The organism is Actinophytocola gossypii (assembly GCF_025165815.1).
Taxonomy (GTDB): Bacteria; Actinomycetota; Actinomycetes; order Mycobacteriales; family Pseudonocardiaceae; genus Actinophytocola; species Actinophytocola gossypii.
Genome location: NZ_JAFFZE010000006.1, coordinates 492,626 through 517,000 on the forward strand (window position 1 = coordinate 492,626; position 24,375 = coordinate 517,000).

The window sequence follows — 24,375 nt, forward strand, 5'->3', positions numbered from 1 at the left end:
CGCGGATTCCTGACAGGTTCGGTTGTGGTCTGGGTCACGGGCCGTGCAACCTCCACCGCCCGGTCCTCGTGGGTTCTTGGCATGACCCTGCGCAGACTCGCCGGCCTGCTCGCCGGCGCCGCCCTCGCGTCCACCCTGCTGACCGCGCCGGCGGGCGCTGAGCCAGCGGGATCGCCGACACCGCCTGCTGCCTCGGCGCACACCACCGTCACGCTGGTCACCGGCGACCAGGTGCGGGTCACCGACGGGCGGGTCGCCGGGGTGCGGATGGCGCCGGGTCGCGAGCACCAGCCGGTCTGGCGGTACGAGGCGAACGGGCACGAGCACGTGCTCCCGGCGGACGCCGCGCCGCTGGTCGACAGCGGCCGGGTGGACGAGCGGCTGTTCGACGTCACCGAGCTGCTCCGGCAGGGCCTCGACGACCGCGCCACCGACGTCGTGCCGCTCATCGTGGAGCGGGGTCTGCTGCGCGGCCGGGCGTTCGCCGGCGGGCTCGCCGAGGTGGACACCCCCAAGGACGGGTCGGCGTGGCGGCGGCTGACCTCCGCCCGCTTCGGCGGCAAGGTCTGGCTCAACGGGCGCGTGCGGCCGACGCTGACCGAGAGCGTGCCGAGGGTCGGGGCGCCCGAGGCCTGGGCGGCGGGCTACCGGGGCGACGGCACGACGGTCGCCGTCCTGGACACCGGCTACGACGCCAACCACCCGGACCTGCGCGGAGTCGTCGTCGGAGCGAAGGACTTCACCGGCGAGGGACCGGCCACCGTGGACACCGTCGGCCACGGCACCCACGTGGCGAGCACGATCGCCGGCCGCGACGACCGCCGGACCGGGGTGGCGCCCGGGGCGGAACTGCTGGTCGGCAAGGTCCTCGGGGAGTCGGGCGGCACCGAGGCGGACGTCATCGCCGGCATGGAGTGGGCGGTCGCGCAGGGCGCGGACGTGGTCAACATGAGCCTCGGGTCCGGCCCGACCGACGGCACCGACCTGGTGTCGCAGCGGCTGAACGCGCTGTCGGAGTCGAGCGGCACGCTGTTCGTCGTCGCGGCCGGCAACTACGGCGCCCGCGGCACGATCGGCTCGCCCGGTTCGGCGGACCGCGCGCTCACCGTCGGCAGTGTCACCAAGGACGACGAGCTGTCCGTGTTCACCAGCCGGGGTCCGCGCCTCGGCGACCACGGCCTCAAGCCGGAGATCACCGCGCCCGGCTCGGACATCGTCGCCGCCCGCGCCGAGGGCACCAACCCCGCCGCCTCCGTCGACGAGGACTACGTCCGCATGTCCGGCACCTCGATGGCCGCCCCGCACGTGGCGGGCGCCGCGGCGATCCTGGCCGGCCAGCACCCGGAGTGGACCGGCGAGCAGCTCAAGAACGCCCTGGTCGGCAGCGCGCACCGGCTCGCCGGCATCGACACCTACGCCCAGGGCGCCGGCCGGCTCGACGTCGCGCGGGCGGTCACGCAGCCGGTGCGGGCGCGGGGCGTGCTCGGGTTCGGCGAGGCGTGGGCGGGCGGGGCCGCCGAGCTGACCCGCACGGTGACCTACGTCAACGACGGCGACACCCCGGTCACGCTGGACCTCGCGCTGGACGTGGACAGCGACTTGTTCACCGTGGACAGTCCGAGGGTGACGGTGCCGGCGGGGTCGAGCACCGAGGTGACGGTCACCGCGCGGGTGCCGGCCGAACCCGTCGGCGAGGTCTCCGGCGTGCTGACCGCGACCGGCGACGGGATCACGCTCAGCACGCCGCTCACCGCGAACCTGCCCGGCGAGGCGCACACGCTGTCGGTGCGGGTGCTGCCCCGGGACGGCGGCGCGGTCACCTCCCTGCTGCTCCTGCAGAACGAGGACACCGGGTTCACCATGTCCCACCACCCCACCGGCGGCGTCGCCACGTTCACCGTGCCGACCGGGCGCTACCGGATCGTCGGCCGCACGCTGGACTACGAGCCGATGTCCGACACCCTCTACGTGCACCCCACCGGGCTGGTCGACCGCGACACCGAGGTCGTCGTCGACACCGGCGACGGCGAGGAGGTCACCGTCGACCTGGACGACCCGGAAGCGCGGCCCCAGCACGGCGGCGGGCACGCGGTGTCGTCCGAGGTGGACGGCGTGCTGGCGAGCATGACCAGGACCAACTACGTGTCCCGGCGCGCGAAGCTCTACACGATCGGCGGCCCGCGGCTGCACGGCGTCGCGCTGCACCACTTCAGCTACTGGGCCCCGCCGATGGCCACGGTCACCGTCGAGGGGCCGGGCGGGTTCGAGTTCGAGGACACCTACGTCGCCAGCTACCCGCGCCTCGAGGGCGTTCTCACCGCCGAGGTCGTGCCCGTCGGCAAGGCCGACCGGGCGGCGATCGACGCCGCGGGCGACGTGCGCGGCAAGATCGCGCTGATCTCCCCGCCGGACTGGGCGAACCCGGCCTACCCGCCCGGCGAGCAGCTGCGGGACGGGATCGACCTGCTCGCCGAGCGAGGGGCGAAGCTCGTGCTGTCGTTCTACAACCCGTTGATCGGCCTGGACGAGTACCCTCGGCTCGCGCTGCCGGTGGTGCTGCTGTTCGGGATGGCCGACATGCGGGACCTGGACACGCTGCTGGACGCCGGACCGGTCCAGACCACCGTCACCGGCCGCCGGACGAGCCCGTCGGCGTACTTCCTCGCCGACGCGGTGTACGGCCGGATCCCGGCCGGGCACGCGTTCCGCTTCCACCGCGAGGGACTCGGGCGGATCGACCGCACCCTGGTCGACACCCTTCCCGCCGACGTGTACCGGTACACCCCGGCGACGTTCGGCCGGGACGGGTTCCAGGCGGGTGCGGACGTGGAACTCGACTTCCCGGCGCACCGAACCGACTACGTGACACCCGGGACGAGCCTGTCGATGTTCGCGGTCGGCGCGTTCGGCGACGTCGAGGCCGCCGTCGAGACCACCATCCCGGTGACGCTGCGGCGCGGCGAGCGGCGCACCTCGCGGGTGTTCGCGGCGCCGTTCGGGCCGGAGCTGACGAGGCCGTACACCAGCGCCCAGGACGGCGAGCCGATCCCGTGGGCCTACCGGGAGGGCGACCGGCTGACCCTGTCGGTGCCGATGTTCGCCGACAGCGACCCCGGCAACGTCAGCGGCTTCGACCGCACGCAGCGGGGGAGCACGGTGGTGCGCGAGGGCACCCGGGTGATCGCCGCCCGCGACGACGAGGCCGGGTTGGGCACGTTCGACCTGCCGCCCGGGCCGGGATGGTTCCAGGTCGTCGCGGCGGCGGAGCGGCCGGCGTCGCTGCTGCTGGAGCCGGCGCTGTCCACCCGGACCAGGGCGGTGTGGTCGTTCCGTGCCGGGGCCGGCACCGACGAGCGGGTCGCGCTGCCGTTCCTGGACGTCCGGTTCGACCTCCCGCTCGACGACCACAACCGCGCGCCGGCCGGCGAGCCGGTACGGGGCGAGGTGACCGTCGCCCACCAGCCCGGCTCCCGGGCGTCGCGGATCCGGGACGTGATCGTCGAGGTCTCCTACGACGAGGGCCGCACCTGGCGCCGCGCCACCGTGCACGGCGACCGGGTGGTCGTCCCGGCCGGCGGCGAGCCGGGAGGCTACGCGTCGCTGCGCGCGACCGCCACCGACCGGCACGGCAACGCGGTCACCGAGACCGTGGTCCGGGCCTACGCGCTGCGCTGAGCCAGGATCAGGTGCTGGCCGGGGGACTCGCGGAGGCGGGTGGTCGTCGGCGCGCGGAAGCCCGCGTCCGTCAGCCACCCGCCGATCCGGGCCGCCGGGTAGACCTGGCCGCCCTGGCCGTGGAACAGGTTGAGGCTGAACGTGTGCAGGAACGCCACGCCCGCGCGGCCCTCCTCGGGCGGCACGTCGGTGCTGTTCTCCAGGATCGCGACCGTGCCGCCCGGGCGGAGCGCCTCGGCGACCCGGGCGAGCAGCGCGCGGTTGTTGGCCTCGGTGTGCCCGTGCAGCACGTTGAACAGCAGCACCAGGTCGTGGCCGGTACCGAGCGGTTCGCGGGTGTAGTCCCCGGCGCGCATGGTGACGCGGTCGGTCAGCCCGGCCGCCTCGACGGCCGCCGTGCCGAGCGCGCCGGGGAAGTCCACGACGGTCGCGGTGAGCCCGGGATGACGCTGGCACAGCGCGATCGAGTACCGACCGTGCCCGCCGCCGAGGTCGAGCACCGAGCCGTCGGACACCGGGAGCAGGTCGCCGACCTCCGCCGCCAGGTGCGTGGCGTGAGCGTCCAGCATGGTCTGGAAGTGCCGGGAGGTCTCCGGGCGTTCGGCGAGCCAGGCGTAGAAGTCCACCGCCGGCTTGCCGGTGCGCACCGACTCCTCCAGGCCGTCCCACAGCTCGAACAGCACCCGCTGCCAGAACAGCTCCACCACCGCGTACCCGGCCGAGCCCGCCAGCCACTTCGCGGCCACCGGCGTGCTGGCGTAGCCGTCGCCGGTGTGGTCCAGGTACCCGAACTCGACCAGCGCGTCGGCCAGCAGCCCGACCCCGCGCTGGTCGGCACCGATCGCCGCGGCCAGCGCCGGCGCGGTCAGCGGGCCGTCGGCGAGCGCGCCGAAGACCCCGAGCCGCTGGGCCGCGGCCGCGCACCGGTACGCGGCGGTACCGAGCATGTCCACGAAGGACCCGGGAGCCTCGCCGCTCGCGTAGGCCGCCGCCTCCTCGTCACCCAACCCGATCGGCATCGTGCACCCCCTGCTGTACCGGCATGACGCCGCTGTCGATCAGGAACCTGACGTGGCGGAGCATCATCCGCCCGTCCGCCGGCGGGAACTCGACGCCGCACGCGCGGGCGGCGGCCCAGGTCGCCGAGCAGTCGAACACCGGGTGCGGCCGGCCGCCCGCCGGCAGCCCGAACGCCAGCGGCCCGAACGCGCTGGCCGGCGAGTCCAGCATCGCCGCCCGCCAGTCCTCGTACGGCTCCACCCGGGCCGGGTAGCCGGCCTCGGCCAGCACCCCGCCGAGCCGCGCGTAGGTCAGGCCGTCGGCGCGGTAGAAGTGGAAGTCTCGGCCCACCTCGGTCAGGGAGATGCCGGCGATCGCGGCGGCCACCCGGTCGACCGGGACCATGTCGATCACGCCGTCGCTGTCCGGCACCGTGCCGTGCTGCGCGCAGGTCACCAGCTGCCGGCTCAGGTAGGTGTCGGTCTTCGCGGTGCCGGTGGCCACGTCGCCGACGATCGCGGCGATCCGGTAGATCGAGATCGGCAGGCCCCGGTCGCGGGCGTTGACCGCCATCGTGTCGGCCACCCACTTGGTGATGTTGTAGCCGGTGTCCAGCCCGGCCGGGTCGAGCGCCCGGTCGGCCTCGGTGACCACCCGCCCGTCGTAGGCGTGGCCGAGGAACACGCCGAGCGTCGAGGTCAGGTGCAGCGGCTTGGTGCGGCCGCGGACCGCCAGCCGCAGGATCTCGACCGTGCTGGCCACGTGCGGCGGCATCAGCCACTGGTACGGCAGCACGAAGTTCATCACCGCGCCGTTGTGGTAGACGGCGTCGGTGTGCTCGCACAGGAACGTGTAGTCCTCTTCGGACAGCCCGAGCCGGGGTTCGGCCATGTCGCCCGGCACGGCCACGATCCGCGCCAGGTCGGCGTCCGGCACGGTCAGCTTCGCGCGCCGCAGGTTCGCCAGCAGCCGCGCCAGGCCGACCGGCCCGGACTCCGCGCGCACCAGGCAGTACACGTCCGCCTCGGTGCGGGCGAGCAGTTCGGCCAGCAGGTGCGCGCCGAGGAACCCGGTGCCGCCGGTCAGCAGCACCCGCCGCACCGGCCCGTCCACCACCGGTTCGGTAACCACGATGTCGTCCGGCGGCTCCGCGTCCCGGCGCAGCTGCTCGACCGGCGGGATGCCGGCGTTCCACTCGTCGGTGGCGTCCCCGCGCCGGGTGCGTTCGACGAGGTCGGCCAGCTCGGCGAGGTCGGCGGTGGCGAACAGCGCGCGCAGCGGCAGCGTCACGCCGAGCACCGCTCGCATCCGCGCCAGCACGGTCGCCGCGATCAGCGAGTGCCCGCCGAGCGCGAAGAACCCGCTGCGCCGGCCCACCTCCGGGTTGCCGAGCACGTCGGCCCAGATCTCGGCGATCGTGCGTTCCACCGGGGTACGCGGCGCCTCGTACGGCGCGGCCGACACCGCCGGCTCCGGCAGCGCGGCCGTGTCGACCTTCCCGTTGCGGGTCAACGGCAGCGCGTCCAGGACGACGAACGCGGCCGGCATCATGTAGTCGGGCAGGCGTTCCGCGCAGAACGCCCGCAGCTCCGCCGGACCGGGCAGCGTCGCGCCCGCGCGCGGCACCAGGTAGCCGACCAGCACGTCGTCCCGCACGGCCGCGGCGACCTCGGCGGCCAGCGGGTGCGCGGCCAGCGCGGCACGCACCTCGCCCAGCTCGATCCGGTTGCCGCGCAGCTTCACCTGCTCGTCGGCCCGACCGAGGAACTCCAGCGTGCCGTCCCGCCGCAGCCGCGCCAGGTCACCCGTCCGGTACATCCGCCCACCCCCGAACGGATCCGGCAGGAACGCCGCCGCGGTCGCGCCCGGCCGGCCCAGGTACCCCCGGGCCGGGGCGACGCCGCCGACGTACAGCTCACCGGGAACGCCGACCGGCACCGGCCGCAGCGCGGCGTCCAGCAGGTAGGTGCGCACGTTCGGCAGCGGCGTCCCGATCGGCAGCGTGCCGCCGTCCACCTCCGACCCGTCGGCGGTCTCGTACGCGGTCGCGCACACGGTGGCCTCGGTGGGGCCGTAGTGGTTGTGCAGCGCGACCCGGCCGCCGGTCAGCGCGGCCCACTCCCGGACCGCCGAGGTCGGCACCGCCTCCCCGCCCACCATCACCACACGCAACGGTTCAGGGGTCGCCAACCCGGCCAGTTCGTCGACCCAGCGGCGCCAGAGGGCGGCGGCGGTGTCGACGGCGGTGATGCCGTGCTCGGTGCACAGGCGGAGGAGTTCTGGGCCGGTCAGGGAAGCCGGGTCCGGGTGCGGCACCAGCGTCATGCCGGCGACCAGCGCGGGGAACACGTCGCCGACCGAGGCGTCGAACGACAGCGGTGGCACCATCAGCAGCGTCTGCCCCGGCCCGAACCCGTGCCGCTCGACGAACGCGCCGGTCAGGTTCGCCAGCGTGTCGTGCTGCACGCCGACACCCTTGGGTGTCCCGGTGGAGCCCGAGGTGTAGACGGCGTACGCGAGCCGAGTCGGCGGCCTGGGCACCTCGGGCGGCGCCGCGGCCGGCGAACCGAACTGGTCCGGGGTCAGCGTCACGCCACCGAAGTCGCTCGCCGCCAGCAGCACGCGCGCACCGCAGTCGTCCACGATGGACCGCAGGCGCAGCGTCGGCCAGCCGGGGTCGAGCGGCACGTAGTAGCCGCCGGCCTTCAGTACGCCGAGCAGGCCGACCAGCGCGTCCGGGCCGGCGGTCAGCAGCAGCCCGACCGGCGTCTCCGGCCCGACCCCGTGCCCGCGCAGCACGTGCGCCAGCCCGTTCGCCCGCTCGTCCAGCTCCCGGTAGGTGACCCGCTCGCCGTCGAGCCCGAGCACCGCCACCGCGTCCGGCGCGTTCCGCGCCCGCTCCTCCACCCGCGCCAGCACGTCCGGCGGGAACTCGCCCCGCGCCGAGTTCAACCGCGCCGACGCCTCCCGATCCTCCGAAGTGGACAGGTCCAGCGTCGACACGGCCGCCGCCGGCCGCGCGACCATCGCCGCCAGCAGCGCCAGCAGGTGCTCCCCGAGCCGCGCGACCGTGTCCGCGTCGAACAGGTCCGCGCTGTAGTCGACCGTCACCGGCCACGCGCCCGGCCGCTCCCGCACGTGCAGCGTCAGCTCGAACCGGCTGGTCGACCTCGGTATCCGCACGTTCGACGCGACCAGCCCCGGCCAGCGCGCCGGCTCCCCGGACCGGTTGAGCACCAGCATCACCTGGAACACCGGATGGTGCGACAGATCCCGCCGGGGCGCGACAGCCGCCGCCACCTGGTCGAACGACACGTCCGCGTGCGACAGCGCGGCCACCGACTCGGCCTTCGCCCTGGCCAGCAGCTCCGGCACGGTCGGGTCACCGGAGACGTCGAGCCGCAGCGCCGTCGGCGTCACGTACATCCCCACGGTTCCGTCCAGTTGGGACGGCCGCCGGGTGGTCGGCGTGCCGATCACCAGGTCGTCGGTGCCCGCGTAGCGCCCGAGCAGCACCCCGAACGCACCCAGCAGCCCGGCGAACGTGGTGGCGCCGTGCTCGCGGCACAGCTCGGTGACCCCCGAGGCCAGCTCGGCCGGGATCGTGAACGTGTGCGTCGCCCCCGTCACTCCACGCGCGCCGGTCCTCGGCCGGTCGGTCGGCAACGGCAGCACCGGTGGCGCCCCGGCGAGGTGCTCGCGCCAGTGCGCCAGCTGCCGTTCCCGCTCGCCCTCGTCGAGCCGGGCTTCCCGCCAGCGCACGTAGTCCGGGAAGTGCACCGCGACCTCGCCCAGCGGCTCGCCCGCGTACGCCGCCACCAGGTCCCGGTGCAGCACCGCGATCGACTCGTCGTCACAAACGATGTGGTGCGCGGTCAGCAGCAACACGTGCTCGGTCGCCGACTCCCGCACCACCAGCAGCCGCACCAGCGGCGCCCGCCCCAGGTCGAACGGCCGATCCACCGCCTCGCCGAGCACCCGCTCCACCGGTCCATCAGCCACGACCGTGAAGGACTCGGCATCGTCCACCCCGGCGACCCGCTGCTCCGGCACCCCGTCGACCTCGACGACGTACGTACGCAGCGCCTCGTGCCGGCCGAGCACCACCCGGAACGCCCGGCGCAGCGCGTCCAGGTCCAGTTCCCCGGTCAGCCGCCACGCCATCGGCAGCGCGTACGCCCCCTGGTCGAGCCCGAGCCGGTCGGTCACCCACAACCCGCGCTGCGCCCCCGACAGCGGCACCCGCGCCCCGACCGGCCGCCGCTCCACCCGCGGCTCACCCGCCAGCGCGATGCCCCGCTCGGCGAGCAACCGAGCCAACAGCTTCTCCCGATCGCTCACACCGTCTCCTTCGAGTTCACGGGAGCCACCGCGTCGGGTAGTTCCTCGTCCAGGTTGCGGAGGCGGGGGCGGGAGTACGCGTGGCCGGCGAGCGCCAGCATCAGCACCCCGACCACCAGGAAGATCAACGCGATGCCCCGGCCGTCACCGGTTCCGATCAGCGCTCCGACGCTCCCGGCCAGCGCGCCGTCCTCGGCCATCAGCGGCTCGAACACCCCGTCGGACAGCGGCCCGATCGCCAGGTACGCCAACGGCATCGCCGCCTGGCTGACCATCCGCACCGCGCCGAGCACCCGCCCCAGCACGGCCGGGTCGACCTTCGTCTGGATCAGCGTGATGCACGCCGTGTTCATCAGCGGCAGCGTGAACAGGAACGCCGGCGCCACCACCGCGATCAGCCACGCCGACGGCCGCAGGCTGTGCAGCACCAGGAACACCCCGCCCAGCACCAACCCCAGGTACACCCCGTCGATCCGGCGCTTCGGCCCACCCCACGCGGCCATCACCAGGCTCCCGACGAACAGCCCGCTGCCCCCGGCGGCCATCAGCACCCCGAGCGTCGCCGGCCCGGAGAACGACAGGATCAGCGGCTGCACCAACCCACCCGCGATCGCGAACAGGAAGTTCCACACCGCGAACACCACGACCAGGTTGAACAACCCACGCCGCCCCCGCAGGTACCGCAACCCCGCGGTGAACCCGGCCGGCTCGTCCCCGTCGGCCGGCACCGGGCGGATCACCTCCGCCGGCAGCCGCGCGGCGAGCAGCGAGCACACCGCGAAAACCATGCCGACCAGGTCGATCAGCAGCACCCCGCGCAGCCCGACCAGCCCGAGCAGCGCCCCCGCCACCAGCGGCGCCGCGATCTGCACCCCCTGGGTGATCTGCATCAGCCCGTTCACCCGGCCCAGGTGCTTCTTCGGCACCAGCGCCGGCACCAGCGCGGTGAACGCCACCAGGTGGAACGCGTTGCAGGCCGCCGAGAACGCCGTCGTCAGGTAGATCGGCCACACCGAAAGCGACCCGGTGACGACCAGTGTGAACAGCACCGCGGTCGCCGCGCCGGCACCCAGGTCGGCGGTCACCATGATCCGCCTGCGGTTCCACCGGTCGGTGATCGTGCCGGCGACCGGCGCGGCCAGGATCCCCGGCAGCACCGCGCAGAACTGGATCAGCACGAACTGGGTGACCGACCCGGTCTCCAGGTACACCCACACGCCGATGACGAACGCGGACAGCGCGGAGCCGATGACCGACACCAGCTGCCCGGCCCACACGATCGCGAACTTGCGCATCCGCTCACTCACCCAACAACGCCCGGACCTCGTCGTCGGACAGGCCGGCGACGTCCATCCGCAGCTTCGCGATCGTGGCCACCTGGCCGGGTTCGGCCTGCAGCTCGGCCAGCGTGGCGGCGACGCCCTCGACCGTCGGCGCCGCGAACATCCGGTGGATCGGCACGTCGATCGCGAACGCCTCCCGCGTCCTGGCCAGCACCTTCGCCGCGAGCAGCGAGTGCCCGCCGATCCGGAAGAAGTCGTCCCGCACCCCGATCCTGGGCAGCCCGAGCACCTCCCGCCAGATCCCGGCCAGTACCTCCTCCACCGGATCGCGCGGCGCGACCCACTCCACCTCCGAGGTGAAGTCCGGCGCCGGCAGCGAACGCCGGTCGACCTTCCCGTTCGCGGTCAGCGGCATCGCGTCGAGCCAGGTGAACGCGGTCGGCACCATGTACTCCGGCAGCCGGTGCCGCAGCCAGGCTCGCAGCTCCCCGGCGTCCGGAGTGTCCGGTGTGGACGGTACGAGGTGGGCGACCAGCCGGACGTCCTGGCCGGTGCCGTGCGTGCCGACCACGACCTCCCGGACCCGGGGGTCGGCCAGCAGCGCGGCCTCGATCTCGCCCAGCTCGATCCGGAACCCGCGTACCTTGACCTGCTGGTCGGCGCGCCCGAGGAACTCCAGCAGCCCGTCCGCGCGGTACCGGGCCAGGTCGCCGGTCGCGTAGAGCCGCGCACCGGGCACGCCGGCGAACGGGTCCGGCCGGAACCGGTCCGCGGTCAGCCCGGGCCGGCCGTGGTAGCCGCGGGTGACGCCGAGCCCGCCGACGTGCAGCTCACCGACCACGCCGACCGGCACCGGGTCCCCGCGCCCGTCGAGCACGTACAGCTGGGTGTTCCCGATCGGCGGCCCGATGTGCACCCCACCCGCACCGACCGGCCCGGCCGCCGACCACACCGTCGTCTCCGTCGGCCCGTACGCGTTCCACACCACGGCGCCGTCCGCGCGCAGCTCGTCGGCCAGGTCCGGCGGGAACGCCTCACCGCCGCAGATCCGCACCGCCACCCCGTCCGGCACACCGCCCGCGGTGCCGAGCAGCCGCCAGGTCGCCGGCGTGGCCTGCATGACCGTGGCCCCCGACTCGACCAGCCGCCGGCGCAGCGCCGGCCCGTCCGCGGCCTCCTCGCTGGTCACGACCACCACCCGCGCGCCGGCGACCAGCGGCACCAGCAGCTCCAGCACCGAGATGTCGAACGACAGCGTGGTGACCGCGGCCAACCGGTCCGCCGGCTCGATCGCCAGCAGGTCCGCGAACGAGGTCAGCAGGTTCACCACGGCCCGGTGCGGCACCCCCACACCCTTGGGCCGCCCGGTCGAGCCGGACGTGTAGATCAGATACGCGAGGTTCTCCCCGTGCACGGCGACCTCCGGTGGGGTCACCGGCTGCTCGGCCAGTCGGGGGTCGTCCGGGCGCAGCACCGGAACGGTGGTGAACGTGCCGTCGCCGACCACGAGCGACGTGCCGGAGTCGGCGACCATCAGCGCCAGCCGCTCGGCCGGCCACGCGGGGTCGAGCGGCAGGTACGCCCCGCCCGCCCGCCACACCGCGAGCATCGCCACGACCATCGCGGTGGTGCGGGCCAGGTGCAGGCCGACCGGCACGTCCGGGCCGACCCCGTGCGCGCGCAGCAGGTGCGCCAGCCGGTTCGCCCGCTCGTCCAGCTCCGCGTACGTCAGTGTTCCGTCCACCCCGGACACCGCGGTCCCGGTGCCGGTGAACGGGATCAGGTCCAGCGCGGTGGTGGCCGTGGACGGCTCGGTCGCGGTGTCGTTGAACCCGACCACGACCTGCCAGCGCTCCACCCCGGACACCGCGGTCAGCTCGGACAGCGGCCGGTGCGGGTCGGCGACCGCGGCGCGCAGCAGGTCGAGCAGGCTCGTCGCGAACCGGTCCACGGTCTCGACGTCGAACAGGTCGGTGTTGTACTCCAGCGACATCAGCAGGCCGCCGTCGTGCTGCTCCAGGATCAGCGACAGGTCCAGTTTGGACACACCGGGATCGGGCAGCAGACCGGTGCAGTCGACACCCGGCAGCTCGATCTCCAGCCGGGGCACGTTGTGCAGGATCAGCTGCACCTGCGACACCGGCGGGTGGCCGAGGCTGCGTTCCGGCCGCAGCGTCTCCACCAGCCGCTCGAACGGCACCTCCGCGTTCGACAGGCCGCCGACCGTCACCTCCTTGGCGCGGGCGACCAGCTCGGCGAACGTCGGGTCGCCGCCGGTGCGCAGCCGCAGCGGCAGCGTGTTGACGAAGAACCCGATCAGCGGCTCCAGGCTCGGGTCCGAGCGGCCGGCGACCGGAGTGCTGACCACCACGTCGTCCTGCCCGGCGAGCCGCCCGAGCTGCGCGCCGAACGCGGCCAGCAGCGCCATGAACAGGGTGCCGCCGCACTCCCGGGCCATCGCCTCCAGGTCCGCGGCCAGGCCGGCGCTCAGCGGCACCATGTGCAGCGCGCCCCGGTAGCCCTGCACGGGCGGGCGCGGCCGGTCGGTGGGCAGCGTGAGCAGCTCGGGCGCGCCGTCCAGGTGGTCGGTCCAGTAGTCCAGCTGACGCGCGACCTCGGGGCCGTGCTGCCGTTCCCGCTGCCAGGTCGTGTAGTCCGGGTACTGGACCGGCAGCTCCGGCAGCTCCGCTCCGGTCCCGCCCGCCCGGTACAGCGCGGTCAGCTCGTTCAGCAGCACCGACAGCGACCACGCGTCGGACACGATGTGGTGGATGTTGAACACCAGCACATGGTCGTCCGGCCCGAGCACGCCGAGTGTGGTGCGGAACAGCGGGCCGCGCGCGAGGTCGAACCCGCGCCGCGCCTGCTCCAGCAGGAACCGGTCGGCCGCCTCGTCCGCCGGCCCGGACAGCTCGACGACCTCGAACGCGGCCCGCGCGGCCGGCGTCACGACCTGTACCGGCTCGCCGCCCTGGTCGGGGAACGTGGTCCGCAGCGACGCGTGCCTGCCCACGATCGTGTCCACACTGGACCGCAGCGCGCCGATGTCCAGCGCGCCGGTGAGCCGGAACGCCATCGGGATGCTGTAGACCGGTTCACCGGGCGCGAACTTGTCCAGGAACCACAGCCGCTGCTGCCCGAACGACAGCGGGTAGGCCCGGGGCGCGGCCGGTCGGCGGCGCAGCGCCTCGGCCAACAGCTGCCGCTTCCGGGCGAGTGGCACGTCGTCGAGAGTCACGGAAGGGCCTTTCCGAGCCGGGAGGACGCCTGGCTCACCTGGCCGCGCAGGTGCGGCGGCACCCGGTCGCCGAACAGCTGGAGGTACGCGGCGACGTGGTCGTCGTCGAGGGACAGGAACGGGAAGTCGGTGGCCACCATGTGCCGGATCGCCAGCAGCGGCACCGGGCTGCGCAGCGGCCGGAACTCGGCGTTCCACAGGCCCGCCTTGTCCGGCGGGCCGTCGTGGAACTCGCCGATCATCAGCCCGCGCGCCACGTACGCGGCCTTCAGCAGCCGTTGCGCGGCGTCGATCACCGGCAGGTCGGGGCGGGTCAGCTCGGGGAACAGCACCAGGATCGTCTTGAACTGCGCGCCCGCCCCGGTGCGCGGCGGCAGGTCGAGGAACCAGTCGCGGTAGTGCGTGACGGTCTCCGCGATCTCCTCCGACCCGGCGGGCTTGCCGGCGCACACGGCCATGTAGAAGGTGTCGCGGGACAGCGCGCCGTCGGCGAACGGGCAGACGTTGCCCTTGCGGCCCAGCTCGGGGTGCGGCTCGCAGAGGTACTGGCGCGCCCAGGCGAGGGTGTCATGCAGCGGTTCGGCCCACGGTCGCAGGGCCTCGGGGATCGTGCCGCCGTCGAGGTCGCGCGGCTCGGCGAGCGGGGGTACGTCGAGGGTCGGATGGGTGATCATCGACCGGGCACCTGCCTTCTGGATCGGGCGAGCGCGGCGACCACGGTTCCCGCGACCGTCACGGCCGCCGCGGCGAGCGCGCGGTCCTGCCGGCGGGCCCTCGCCAGCGCGTCGGCGTAGGGCGTCGTGGTGTGCGCGATCATCGTGTAGAGCGGCCGCCAGGTGTTCGGGAACGCCTTGTGCAGCAGCAGGTCCGCCTTCTTGCGGGCGAGGAACAGCGGGGAGCGCATGCCGTCCCGCAGTTCCAGGAAGTTCTCCTTGGACAGCGCGGCGAGCACGTCGGTGTGCCGCCGGCGGCGCCGCTCGAACTCGCGCAGCGCGCCGGGGATGTCGTCGTGCTCGGCGAGGCAGGTGTCGAGCACCGAGCAGTCCTCGAACGCGGCGTTCATGCCCTGGCCGTAGAACGGGTACACCGCGTGCGCGGCGTCGCCGAGGAGCACCACCCGGCCCTCGTGCTGCCAGGGCGCGGTGCGGATGGTGACCAGGTTCCCGGTCGGGTGGGCCAGGAACTGCTCGACCAGGTCGGGCACCAGCGAGGCCAGGTCGGCGAACTGGGTGGCGAACAGCCGGCGGACCGCCGACGGCGTGGTCAGCTCGGCGAACGAGTCGTCCCCGTCGAACGGCAGGAACACCGTCGCGGTCAGCGTGCCGTCGTGGTTCGGGTGCGCGACCACCAGCCCGGCCCGGCCCGGCCACAGGTGCAGCGCCTCCAACCGGGTGTCGGGGTTCGCCGGGACGGTGATCTCCTTGTAGCCCCAGTCCATGAACTCCTGGTGCAGTTCGGCGCGGGTGCCCCGGTGCAGGAGCGTGCGCACGGTCGAGAACGCGCCGTCCGCGCCGAGCACCAGGTCGGCCTTCAGCTCGTGGGTAAACTGTCCGTCGTGGACGGTCAACACCGGCAGCGACCGGTCGAGTGCGACCACCTTGTGCTCGAAGTCGAACCGGACGCCGTCGGCCTCGGCGCGGCCGATCAGCGCGGCGTTCAGGTCGTCCCGCAGGATCGAGTGCAGGATCTCGTCGTCGGCGGTGCCGTACGGGTGGAACGAGGTGCCGGCGTCGGTGTGCACCATCCGGCCGCGCATCGGCGTGGTCCTGCCCCACAGCTCGTCCAGCAGCCCGACCTCGCGCAGCGCCGTGATGCCGCGCTGGGACAGTCCGAGGTTGATCGACCGCCCGTCCGGGGTGGACGTACGCGGGTCGGGCCGGCGCTCGACCACCCGGACCTCGTGCCCCCGCCCGGCGAGGTACACCGCCGCCAGCGACCCGGCGAGGCCGGCGCCGGCGATGACGATGTGGCTCACAGCTCACCGTCCTCGATCAGGGTGGTGAGCAGGCGGTCCACCTCGGCGTCGGACAGCTCGTCGAGCTGGTCGAGCAGGGTGCGGGGGCCGTCGGCGCGGCCCGTGCGGCCGGCGGCGACCGACTCGGCGAGCCCGGCGATCGTCGGCGCGGTGAACAGCGCGGCCAGCGGCAGGTCGACCGCCATCCCGCCGCGGATGCGGGCGATCAGCTGGGTCGCGGTCAGCGAGTGCCCGCCGAGCGCGAAGAAGTCGTCGTGCACGCCGAGCGGGGTGTCCGGGCCAAGGCTGAGCACCTCGCGCCAGATCGTGGCCAGCCGGCGCTCGGTGTCGGTACGCGGCGCCACGGTGTGCGTGCGCTCCCTGGTCCACACCGGTTCCGGCAGCGCCGCCCGGTCGACCTTGCCGGTCGGCGTGGTCGGCAGTGCGTCGAGCATCACGTACCGGCTCGGGTGCATGTAGTCCGGCAGCCGCCGCGCCAGCCACGGCCGCAGCTCCGCGGTGCCGACCCGCCGGCGCGGCACCAGGTAGGCGACCAGCCGCACGTCCGCGTCCCCGGCCGACCACGTGGTCACCACCGCGTCCCGCACCGAGTCGTGCGCCCGCAGCGCCGCCTCGACCTCGCCCAGCTCGATCCGGAACCCGCGTACCTTCACCTGGTGGTCGGCCCGGCCGAGGAACTCCAGCCCGCCACCGCGCCGGCGCACCAGGTCGCCGGTGGCGTAGAGCCGCGCGCCCGGGGTGGCGCTGAACGGGTCGGGCCGGAACTTCTCGGCGGTCAGCGCCGGCAGGTTCCGGTAGCCGCGGGCAACGCCGGCGCCGCCGATGTGCAGCTCGCCGATCACCCCGTCCGGTACCTGCGCCAGGTTCGGGTCGAGCACGTGCAGCGTGCTGCCGCCCACCGCCGGGCCGAGCCGGATCGGGTACGGCGCCGGGGGAACGCGGCCGGCGGCGGAGTACACCGTGGTCTCGGTCGGCCCGTACCCGTCGATCAGCACCGCGTCGTCGGCGAGCAGCGCGTCGGCCAGGTCGCGGGTCAGCGCCTCGCCGCCGGTCACCCGCAGCCGCACCCCGGCCGGCACCCCACCGGCTGCGACGATCATCCGCCACGCGGACGGCGTGCCCTGCACGACGGTCGCGTCGGTGATCCGTTCCCGCAGCCGGTGCCCGTCGGCGACCTCGTCGGCCGCGACGAACGTCACCGACGCCCCGCGCAGCAGCGGCGCGAACATCTCCACCACCGACACGTCGAACGACGGCGTGGTGATCGACGCCAGCCGGTCGGCGGGGGAGAGGTCCAGCAGCTCGTCCATCGCGCCCAGCAGGTTCGCCACCCCGCCCCTGGTCACCGCGACGCCCTTGGGCCGCCCGGTGGAGCCGGAGGTGTAGAGCAGGTACGCCAGCGCCGTCGGCGGCACCTCGACCTCCGGCGGCGTGTCCGGTTGTGCGGACAGGTCCACGGTGTCCAGGTCGATCACGGTCCAGTCACCGGGCAGCTCGACCGCCGCGGCGGCGTGCGTGACCAGCACCGGGGCGCCGGCGTCGCTGGCCATCGTGGTCAGCCGGTCCACCGGCCAGGACGGGTCGAGTGGCAGGTACCCGCCGCCCGCGCGCCAGGTGGCGAGCACGGCCAGCGGCACCCGCGTACCCCTGGCCAGGCACAGCGCGACCGGCACGTCCTGGCCGACCCCGTTGGCGCGCAGCAGGTGCGCGAGCCGGTTCGCCTCCGCGTCGAGCTCGGCGTAGGTGCGGGTGCCGTCCGGGCCGGCCACCGCGGGCGCGTCGCCGAACCGGCGCAGGTCCACCTGGATCGCGCCGCCCGGCCGCACCGCGGTGACCGGCGGGGTCGCGGTGGTCAGCGGCAGCTCGGCGACCGGCCGGTCCCGGCCGGTCCGCGCCGCGCGCAACGCCACCGCGTAGATCTCGGCGAAGCCGGCCACGGTGGCCTCGTCGAACAGGTCGGTGTCGTAGTTCCACCTGGCCCGCCACCGGTCGGCACCCGGCTCGACGGTCAGGAACAGGTCGAACTTCGAGCCGCCGTTGCCCAGCAGCTCCGGTGCGAACGTCACCCCGTCCACCGTGGCGGGAGCGGGTTTCGGCTCGACCGAGAACATCGTCTGCACCAGCGGCGCGTGCGCCATGCTGCGCTGCGGCGCGAGCAGGTCGACCAACTGCTCGAACGGCAGCTCCTGGTGCGCCAGCGCGTCCTCGACCGCACCCTGGGTGGCGTCGGCGAGCTGGGCGAACGTGGTCTCCGGCGTGATCCGGGCTGGCAGCGCGAGCGTGTTGGCCAGGAACCCGACCAGGTGCTCGGTCTCCGGCCGGGTGCGTGCGGACACCGGGGTGGCGACCAGGAACTCGGCCTGCCCGGACAGCCGGTGCAGCACCGCCTGGAACACCGCGAGCAGCTCCCCGAACGACGCGCCGGGCGCCGGTTCCAGGTCGGTCACCAGCTCCGCGCCTCGGCCGCGGGCGGCGGTGTGCGGGCGGTCGGTCGGCAGCGGCAGCACGGTCGGGATGCCGGCCAGCGCCTCGGTCCAGTACCGGGCGGCGCCGGCGAAGCTGTTGGCCTCGGCCTGCTCCCGTTGCCACACCGCGTAGTCCGGGTACTGCAGCGGCGGCTCGGGCAGCGGCGTGCGGCCGTAGCAGCGAGCCAGCTCGTCGAACAGGATCGCGCACGACCAGCCGTCCACGACCGCGTGGTGCACCACCAGGATCAGCTCGTGCGCCTCGGCGGAGTGCCGTACCAGCCCGGCGCGCAGCAGCGGACCGCCGGCCAGGTCGAACGGCTCCCGCACCAGAGCGTCCACTTCGGACGGCTCGATGGCGACCAGCGGCACGTGCGTACGCGGCGTCACCACCTGCGTCGGCACCCCGTCGGTGGCGGCGAACGTGGTGCGCAACGCCTCGTGCCTGCCGACGACCGCGCGCAGTGCCTCGGTGAGCCGCCCGGGGTCCAGCGGCCCGGTCAGCGTCACCCGCCAGCCAAGGTTGTAGGCCGGACTGCCCGGGATGAGCTGGTCCAGCAGCCACAGCCGACGCTGCCCGGACGAGGTGGGGAAGACGAACACTAGACCGCCTCCCCGAATTCTTCCCTGTTGGTCGCCTGGGGGAGCTTGGGTTCGGCCTGGTCACGTACTTGTGGCTGGGTCGCGTCACGTTCCCCTGAGGTGGCGGTTTCGGACGTTGACCGGAGGTGTCTCACGACTGTCCTTCCAAAGGGTTCACGCCACGCCGGTCGACCGCGACCAGGCGGAGCTCCGCGGTGTATCTGGCGCCGGCGGCGTCGGTCAGCCACAGCTCGTCCGGGCCGGGCAGCATCTCGCCGACGGTCAGCACGCCGCCCGGCTCCTCGCGGTCCATCGCGCGGACCGCGCGGCCGAGCAGCTCGACCGACGGCAGGCTCGCCAGGTCGACGAAGAACGGCTTGAGCTCCACCGGGCTCTTGACGAACAGGAACCGGGGCATGCCGTGCGTCTCGCGCCACGCCTGCGCCAGCCGGAACCGGGCCGGCTCGTCGGCGGCGAACGCGAACGCCAGGCTCTCGACGGGAAGCCGCCAGGTCTCGCGGCTGACCACGAGCCGGTCGATCGACACCCTCGGCGTGTGCGGCGCGGTCGGCATGATCTTGAACTGCTGCACCAGCTGGCCCATCAGCTGCTCGTTCAGCAGCTCCACCAGGTCCATCCGGTGCCCGCCGTCCCGGTCGTGCACCACCAGCCGGCCGTCCACCTCGGACACCAGCAGGTCGGCGACGAGCAGCGCGCCGGCCAGGTCCGGGCCGCACGCGTCGTGCGCGGACACCACCCGCAGGTCGCGCGGCTGCACCAGCGCGTCGGACAGCCGCTGCGGGGTGCCGCCCTCTTCGCGGGTCGCGGCCAGCACGATCCTCGGTCCGCCGAGGTCGTGGACCATGCCGGCGTGCAGCTGCGCCGCGTCCGGGTGCTGGGAGACGAACAACGCCGACCGCATGGTGTTCACCCCGGCGTGCAGCTCGCCGAGCACCCACGTGACGTCCCCGGCCCGCGCGGCGGCGGCGTCCTTCGCGGCGACCAGCACGTCCGGGCTGTGCTGCACGGCGCTGCGCCACCCGGGCCGGCGCGCGGCGAACGCGGCGCTCACCTGGTCCCGCACGGCGTCCGCGGTGAACGTGACCGCGCGCGCGTCCCGGTCGATGTCGAGGATGCCGGCCCACCGCTCCTGCAGCGCACCGGTCAGCCTGCCGACCACCCGCTGGTCGAGCCGGAAGATCACGTCGTTGGCCCACAGCCAGAAGTCCGCGAACCGCAGCGTCGACGCACCCGTCGCGGTGGCGCGCTCCCGGTGGATGTCGCGCAGCGCCCGCCGGTACAGCGCCGCACCGGCGGAGGTGAACCAGCGCGCGCTCTCCAGCAGCAGGGTCAGCGGCGGCCACAGCGTGGCCAGCACGTCCGGCCCGATCGTCACCTCGGTGTCGCGGCGGCACTCCTCGTGCACCAGCGTGCGGCCGGCGTAGAACTGGCCGGGCCTGCGGACCGCGGCGGCACCGGTGTGCCGGGTGAACGCCTCCTGCAGCGCGGCGATCCCGGCGGTGAGCCGGTCCGGGTCGCCGGTCGCGGCGGCCACCGCGCGCCGGCCGGCCTCGACCTCGTCCAGCGCGGCCAGCGCCGGCTCGCGGGCGTCGTCGTCGGTGATCGCCGCCAGCTGCCGGCGCAGCGCGTCCTGCGGCACCAGCTCGGCCGGGGACACCTCGAACGCCCAGGCGATCCTCCGCTCGTCCCGCAGTTTCCGCAACGCCCCGTACACGTCCACGCCGGGCAGTTCGGCCGCGATCTCGTGCGCGGTGCGCCGCCCGTCGACCGCGCGGAGCACGGCGGCCTCGTCGGGGTCGAGCGCGAGCGGGCTGCGCAGCGGAACGTGCAGCAGGTCGCCCTCGATCCCGACGAACGGCATCCGGCGCGGCACCGCCCACGGCAGCCGGTCCTCTGTGGACAACGCGCCGGCGAGCGCGTGCACCGCCCAGTTCTCCAGGTACACCGTGCGGTTGGCGAGCAGCCCTGGCCCGGGCCGCTGGTCGATGCCGGTCGCGTCGTCGACCACCCGCGCCCAGCCGACCGGGCCGAAGAAGCCGATCGTGTCGTTCTTCGTGGCGTAGCGCTGCAGGTAGCTGGTGACCAGCGCCTCCCACTGCCGGTACTGCGAGTTGCGCGCCGGGTCGCCCGCCGCGCGGCGCAGCGAGTCGACGGCGGTGTGCAGGGCGCGCGGGTTCTGCCAGCCGACCGCCTCCCGGAACCGCGGGTCGTCCGCAGCGTCCCGCAGGGCGGCGGCGAGCGGGCCGGTGGCGGCGGCGAACGCCTCGGCGTAGCGCGCCTGGGCGGCGGCGAGCCGGTCGGCGGCGGCACGGACGTCGTCGACGTCCGCGCGGTCCGACAGCTCGGCAGACAGCTCGTCCAGCCGGCCCTTGCAGATCATCTTCGAGTCGCGCCGCAGCCGCGGCTTGTCCTCGGCCGGCGCGACGGTCAGCGCCGCCTTGATCCAGTCGAGCACGACGCCGCGGATCGCGTAGAACTCCCGCTCCAGCCGGTTGACCTCGGCCGCGGCGGCCGCGACGGCCGGGGAGGCGATGCGCAGCAGCGGGTCGACGCCGAACCCGGTGCCGCGCAGCTCCACCCACCGCCACAGCGCCCAGTTCCGGTCCAGCGCCACCTGGTGCGGCGGCACGCTCGGCGCCTCCCGGTACGCCGACCGGTCCCGCCGCACGATCGCCACCTTCGGCGGGGTCGGTGAAGCGGACAGGGTGCCGACCACCTCGGTCAGCTCCGCGAGCCGGCGTGTCCGGTAGACCTCGCGGATCGGCAGCTCCACGCCGAACGCCTCGCGCACCCGGAACGTCAACCGCATGGCGGACAACGAGTTGCCGCCGAGGTCGAAGAAGTCGTCGGCCGAGCCGATGCCGTCCGCGCCGAGCAGCGCCCGCCACACGTCGGCCATCCGCCGCTGCGGCTCGGTGGTCAGCGGCGCGTGCTCCCGGTCCCCGGACGCGGCGGGCGGCGCGGGCAGCGCGCGCCGGTCGATCTTGCCGGACGCGTTGAGCGGCAGCTTCGCCAGCGGCACGTACCCGGCGGGCCGCAGGTAGTCGGGCAGCCGCTCGGCGACGGCGGCCCGCACCGCGTCGAGGTCCACGTCGGCCGGGGTGAGGTAGGCGACCAGGCGCCGGTTCTCCCCGCTGCCCTGGACGACCACCGCCGCGTCGCCGACGGCCGGGAGTTCGCGCAGCACCGACTCCGGCTCACCCGGCTCCACCAGGTAGCCGCGCAGCTTGACCTGGTTGTCGCCGCGCCCGAGGAACTCGAGCACCCCGTCGGTGCGCCAGCGGGCCCGGTCGCCGGTCCGGTAGAGCCGCGAACCGGGCGGCCCGAACGGGTCCGGCACGAACCGCTCGGCGGTCAGCGCCGGCCGGTTCAGGTAGCCGCGGGCCAGGCCGGCGCCGCCGGTGTACAGCTCGCCGGGCGCGCCGGTGGGCACCGGACGCAGGTCGGCGTCGAGCACGTGCACGGTGGTCTGCTGCACCGGCCGGCCGATCGGGGTGGTCGTGGTGGCCTCGGCGGGGTCGGTCATGGTGTGGCAGCTGGTGAACGTGGTGTTCTCGGTCGGCCCGTACCCGTTGGTCACCGGCCGCCCGCCCCGGGCTTCGAGCGCGGCCCGGACCGCCGCCGGGGCGAGCACGTCGCCGCCGGCGAGCAGCTGGTCCACCTCGGCCAGCGTCGCCGGGTCGTGCTCGACGAGCTGGTGGAACAGCCCGGCGGTCAGCCACAGCAGGCTCACCCGGTGCTCCCGGACCAGCCGGGCCAGCTCGGTGGCCTCCAGCGGTCCTGGCGGCGCGCACACCACGCGGGCGCCGGTGAGCAGCGCACCCCACAGCTCCAGCGTGGTCAGGTCGAACGACGTCGCCGACGCGTGCAGGAACGTCTGGCCGGGGCCGACGGTGGCGAAGTTCGGCTCGTGCACCAGCCGCACCACACCCCGGTGCGGCACCGCGACGCCCTTCGGCTTGCCGGTGGAGCCGGAGGTGTAGTTGACGTACGCGATCGTCTCGGCCGTCGCCGGACACGGCCCGGGCGGCGCGTCCGGCAGGCCCACCGGGTCGATCGTCTCGACCGGACCCTCGGTCCCCCGGTCGGCGAGGACGAACCGCGCACCGCAGTCCGCGAGCATGGCCGCCGTGCGGGCCGGCGGGTTGGCCGGATCGAGCGGCAGGTACGCGCCGCCCGCCTTCAGCACACCGAGGAACGCCGCCACCAGCTCCGCGCCGCGGGGGAGCGCGACGCCGACCGGCTCCTCGACGCGCAGGCCGCGGTCCCGCAGCGCGTGTGCGACCCGGTCCGCGCGCCGGTCCAGCTCCGCGTAGCTCCACCACCCGTCGCCGGCCAGCACCGCCGGCGCGGTCGGGTCGCGGCGGACCTGGGCGGCGAACAGGCCGGGCACGGTGGCGGTGCGCGGGTAGGCGCCCGGCGCGCCGCTCCAGCCGGCCAGCCGCTCCCGCTCACCCGGGGCGAGCAGCTCCAGCTCCCGCACGGTCCGGTCCTGGCTCGTGGCCAGCGCGACGAGCGCGGCCCGCAGGTGTCCGGCGAGCGTGTCGGCCTCGGCGCGCGGGTAGCGGTCGTGGATGATCGACAGCGCCAGCCGGGGCTCGGCGAAGGCGTAGACGGTGAGCGGGTAGCAGAGCCTGCGGTGCATGGTGACCGTGCGCTCCTGCCACTGCGGGTTGTGCTGGCGCAGCACGGTGTGCAGGTCCTGGCGCTCGAACAGCACGAGGCTGTTCAGCAGCCGCACGTCCGACGGGGTGCCGGCGTGCCGCTGGATCCCGGCGAGCGGCGCCAGCTGGTGGTCCCGCACCCCGAGCGCGCGCCGGCGCAGCTCACCCAGCCAGTCCAGGACCGTCCGTCCACTGTCGACCCGCACCCGCAGCGGCACGGTGGCGAGCAGCATCCCGACCATGTCGTTCGCGCCAGGCACCGACCCGTGCCGGACCGAGCGGGTGACGCCGAAGACCACGTCGTCGGTGCCCGCGTGCGCGGCGAGCACCAGTGCCCAGGCCGCGTGCACGATCGTGTTCAGCGTGACGCCCGCGTCGTCGGCGACCCGGCGCAGGGCCGCGGTCTCGGCGTCGTCGAGGGTGAAGGAGACCACCGGGTCGGCCGGGCGCTCGTCGTCGACCCGGCCGAACGGCAGCGGGGTCGGCCCGGACAGGCCGTCGAGGTGGTCGCGCCAGAACGCGGTCTCCCGTTCCTCGGCGTCCCGCCCGCTGAGCCACTCGACGAAGTCCGCGTACCTCGGCCGTTCCGGCGGTTCGCCGAGCCCCCGGTAGTCGTCGTCGACCTCGGCCAGCAGCATCGCCAGCGACCGCCCGTCCAGCACGGCGTGGTGCAGCGTGACCACGATCGTCTCGCCGCCGAGCACGGTGACCCGCACCAGCGGCGGCCGGTCGAACGCGAACCCCCGCTCCCGGTCGGCCGCGAGAAAGCCGTCCAGGCGCTCGTCCCGGACGGTGAAGTCCAACTCGACGTCGGCGTGCACCACCTGGGCGAGGTCGCCATCCAGCCGGAAGCCGGTCCGCAGGATCGGATGCCGCTCCACCGCGCGCACCCAGGCGTTCCGGTAGGCGGCGACGTCCAGGCCAGGCCAGCGCACGACGCACTGCACGATGTCGATGCCCGCGCCGGGCGCGCGCAGCCCGTTGAAGAGCATGCCCTGTTGCAACGGCAACGCCGGATACACCTCCGGCGCCGCCGCCGGCGCTGTTTTCGGGCGCACATGACCTCCAACGCGCATGCGAATGCGGAGTGAAAAAACCAGTGAAAGAAGAATGCCGGCGAACGTCAGCGAAT

The 24,375-nt window shown here is 74.5% G+C and carries 9 protein-coding genes; 1 reads left to right on the forward strand and 8 read right to left on the reverse strand.

The window, feature by feature from the left end; all coding sequences use genetic code 11:
- The first annotated feature begins 81 nt into the window (after positions 1 to 81).
- Entirely contained in the window at positions 82 to 3,675 is a 3,594-nt protein-coding gene (locus JT362_RS06995) for a S8 family serine peptidase (protein WP_260190189.1), read from the forward strand.
- Here the strand turns inward: JT362_RS06995 and JT362_RS07000 are convergent.
- The 8 genes from JT362_RS07000 to JT362_RS07035 all read right to left on the reverse strand — a co-directional run bounded on the left by JT362_RS07000 (position 3,660) and on the right by JT362_RS07035 (position 24,301).
- Entirely contained in the window at positions 3,660 to 4,694 is a 1,035-nt protein-coding gene (locus JT362_RS07000; protein WP_260190190.1) for an SAM-dependent methyltransferase, read from the reverse strand. The two genes, JT362_RS06995 and JT362_RS07000, sit on opposite strands and share 16 nt — an antisense overlap.
- Positions 4,675 to 9,015 (reverse strand): non-ribosomal peptide synthetase, encoded by a 4,341-nt coding sequence (locus JT362_RS07005; protein ID WP_260190191.1) that lies wholly within the window; start codon positions 9,013 to 9,015, stop codon positions 4,675 to 4,677. The genes JT362_RS07000 and JT362_RS07005 overlap by 20 nt, the downstream gene beginning before the upstream one ends.
- A complete protein-coding gene (locus JT362_RS07010) occupies positions 9,012 to 10,310 on the reverse strand; it encodes an MFS transporter (protein ID WP_260190192.1) in 1,299 nt (432 codons plus the stop codon). Before JT362_RS07010 ends, JT362_RS07005 begins: the two co-directional genes overlap by 4 nt.
- Positions 10,311 to 10,314: 4 nt before the next feature.
- Positions 10,315 to 13,521: a non-ribosomal peptide synthetase gene (locus JT362_RS07015; protein ID WP_260190193.1), complete on the reverse strand. Its 3,207-nt coding sequence runs from the start codon at positions 13,519 to 13,521 to the stop codon at positions 10,315 to 10,317.
- 11 nt (positions 13,522 to 13,532) lie between these two features.
- Entirely contained in the window at positions 13,533 to 14,210 is a 678-nt protein-coding gene (locus tag JT362_RS07020; RefSeq protein WP_260190195.1) for a DUF6875 domain-containing protein, read from the reverse strand.
- On the reverse strand, positions 14,207 to 15,511 hold the full coding sequence (locus tag JT362_RS07025) for an FAD-dependent oxidoreductase (RefSeq protein ID WP_260190196.1): 1,305 nt from the start codon (positions 15,509 to 15,511) through the stop codon (positions 14,207 to 14,209). Before JT362_RS07025 ends, JT362_RS07020 begins: the two co-directional genes overlap by 4 nt.
- Positions 15,508 to 18,579: a non-ribosomal peptide synthetase gene (locus JT362_RS07030; RefSeq protein WP_260190197.1), complete on the reverse strand. Its 3,072-nt coding sequence runs from the start codon at positions 18,577 to 18,579 to the stop codon at positions 15,508 to 15,510. Before JT362_RS07030 ends, JT362_RS07025 begins: the two co-directional genes overlap by 4 nt.
- Positions 18,580 to 18,709: 130 nt before the next feature.
- On the reverse strand, positions 18,710 to 24,301 hold the full coding sequence (locus JT362_RS07035; RefSeq protein WP_260190198.1) for a non-ribosomal peptide synthetase: 5,592 nt from the start codon (positions 24,299 to 24,301) through the stop codon (positions 18,710 to 18,712).
- Positions 24,302 to 24,375 lie beyond the last annotated feature (74 nt).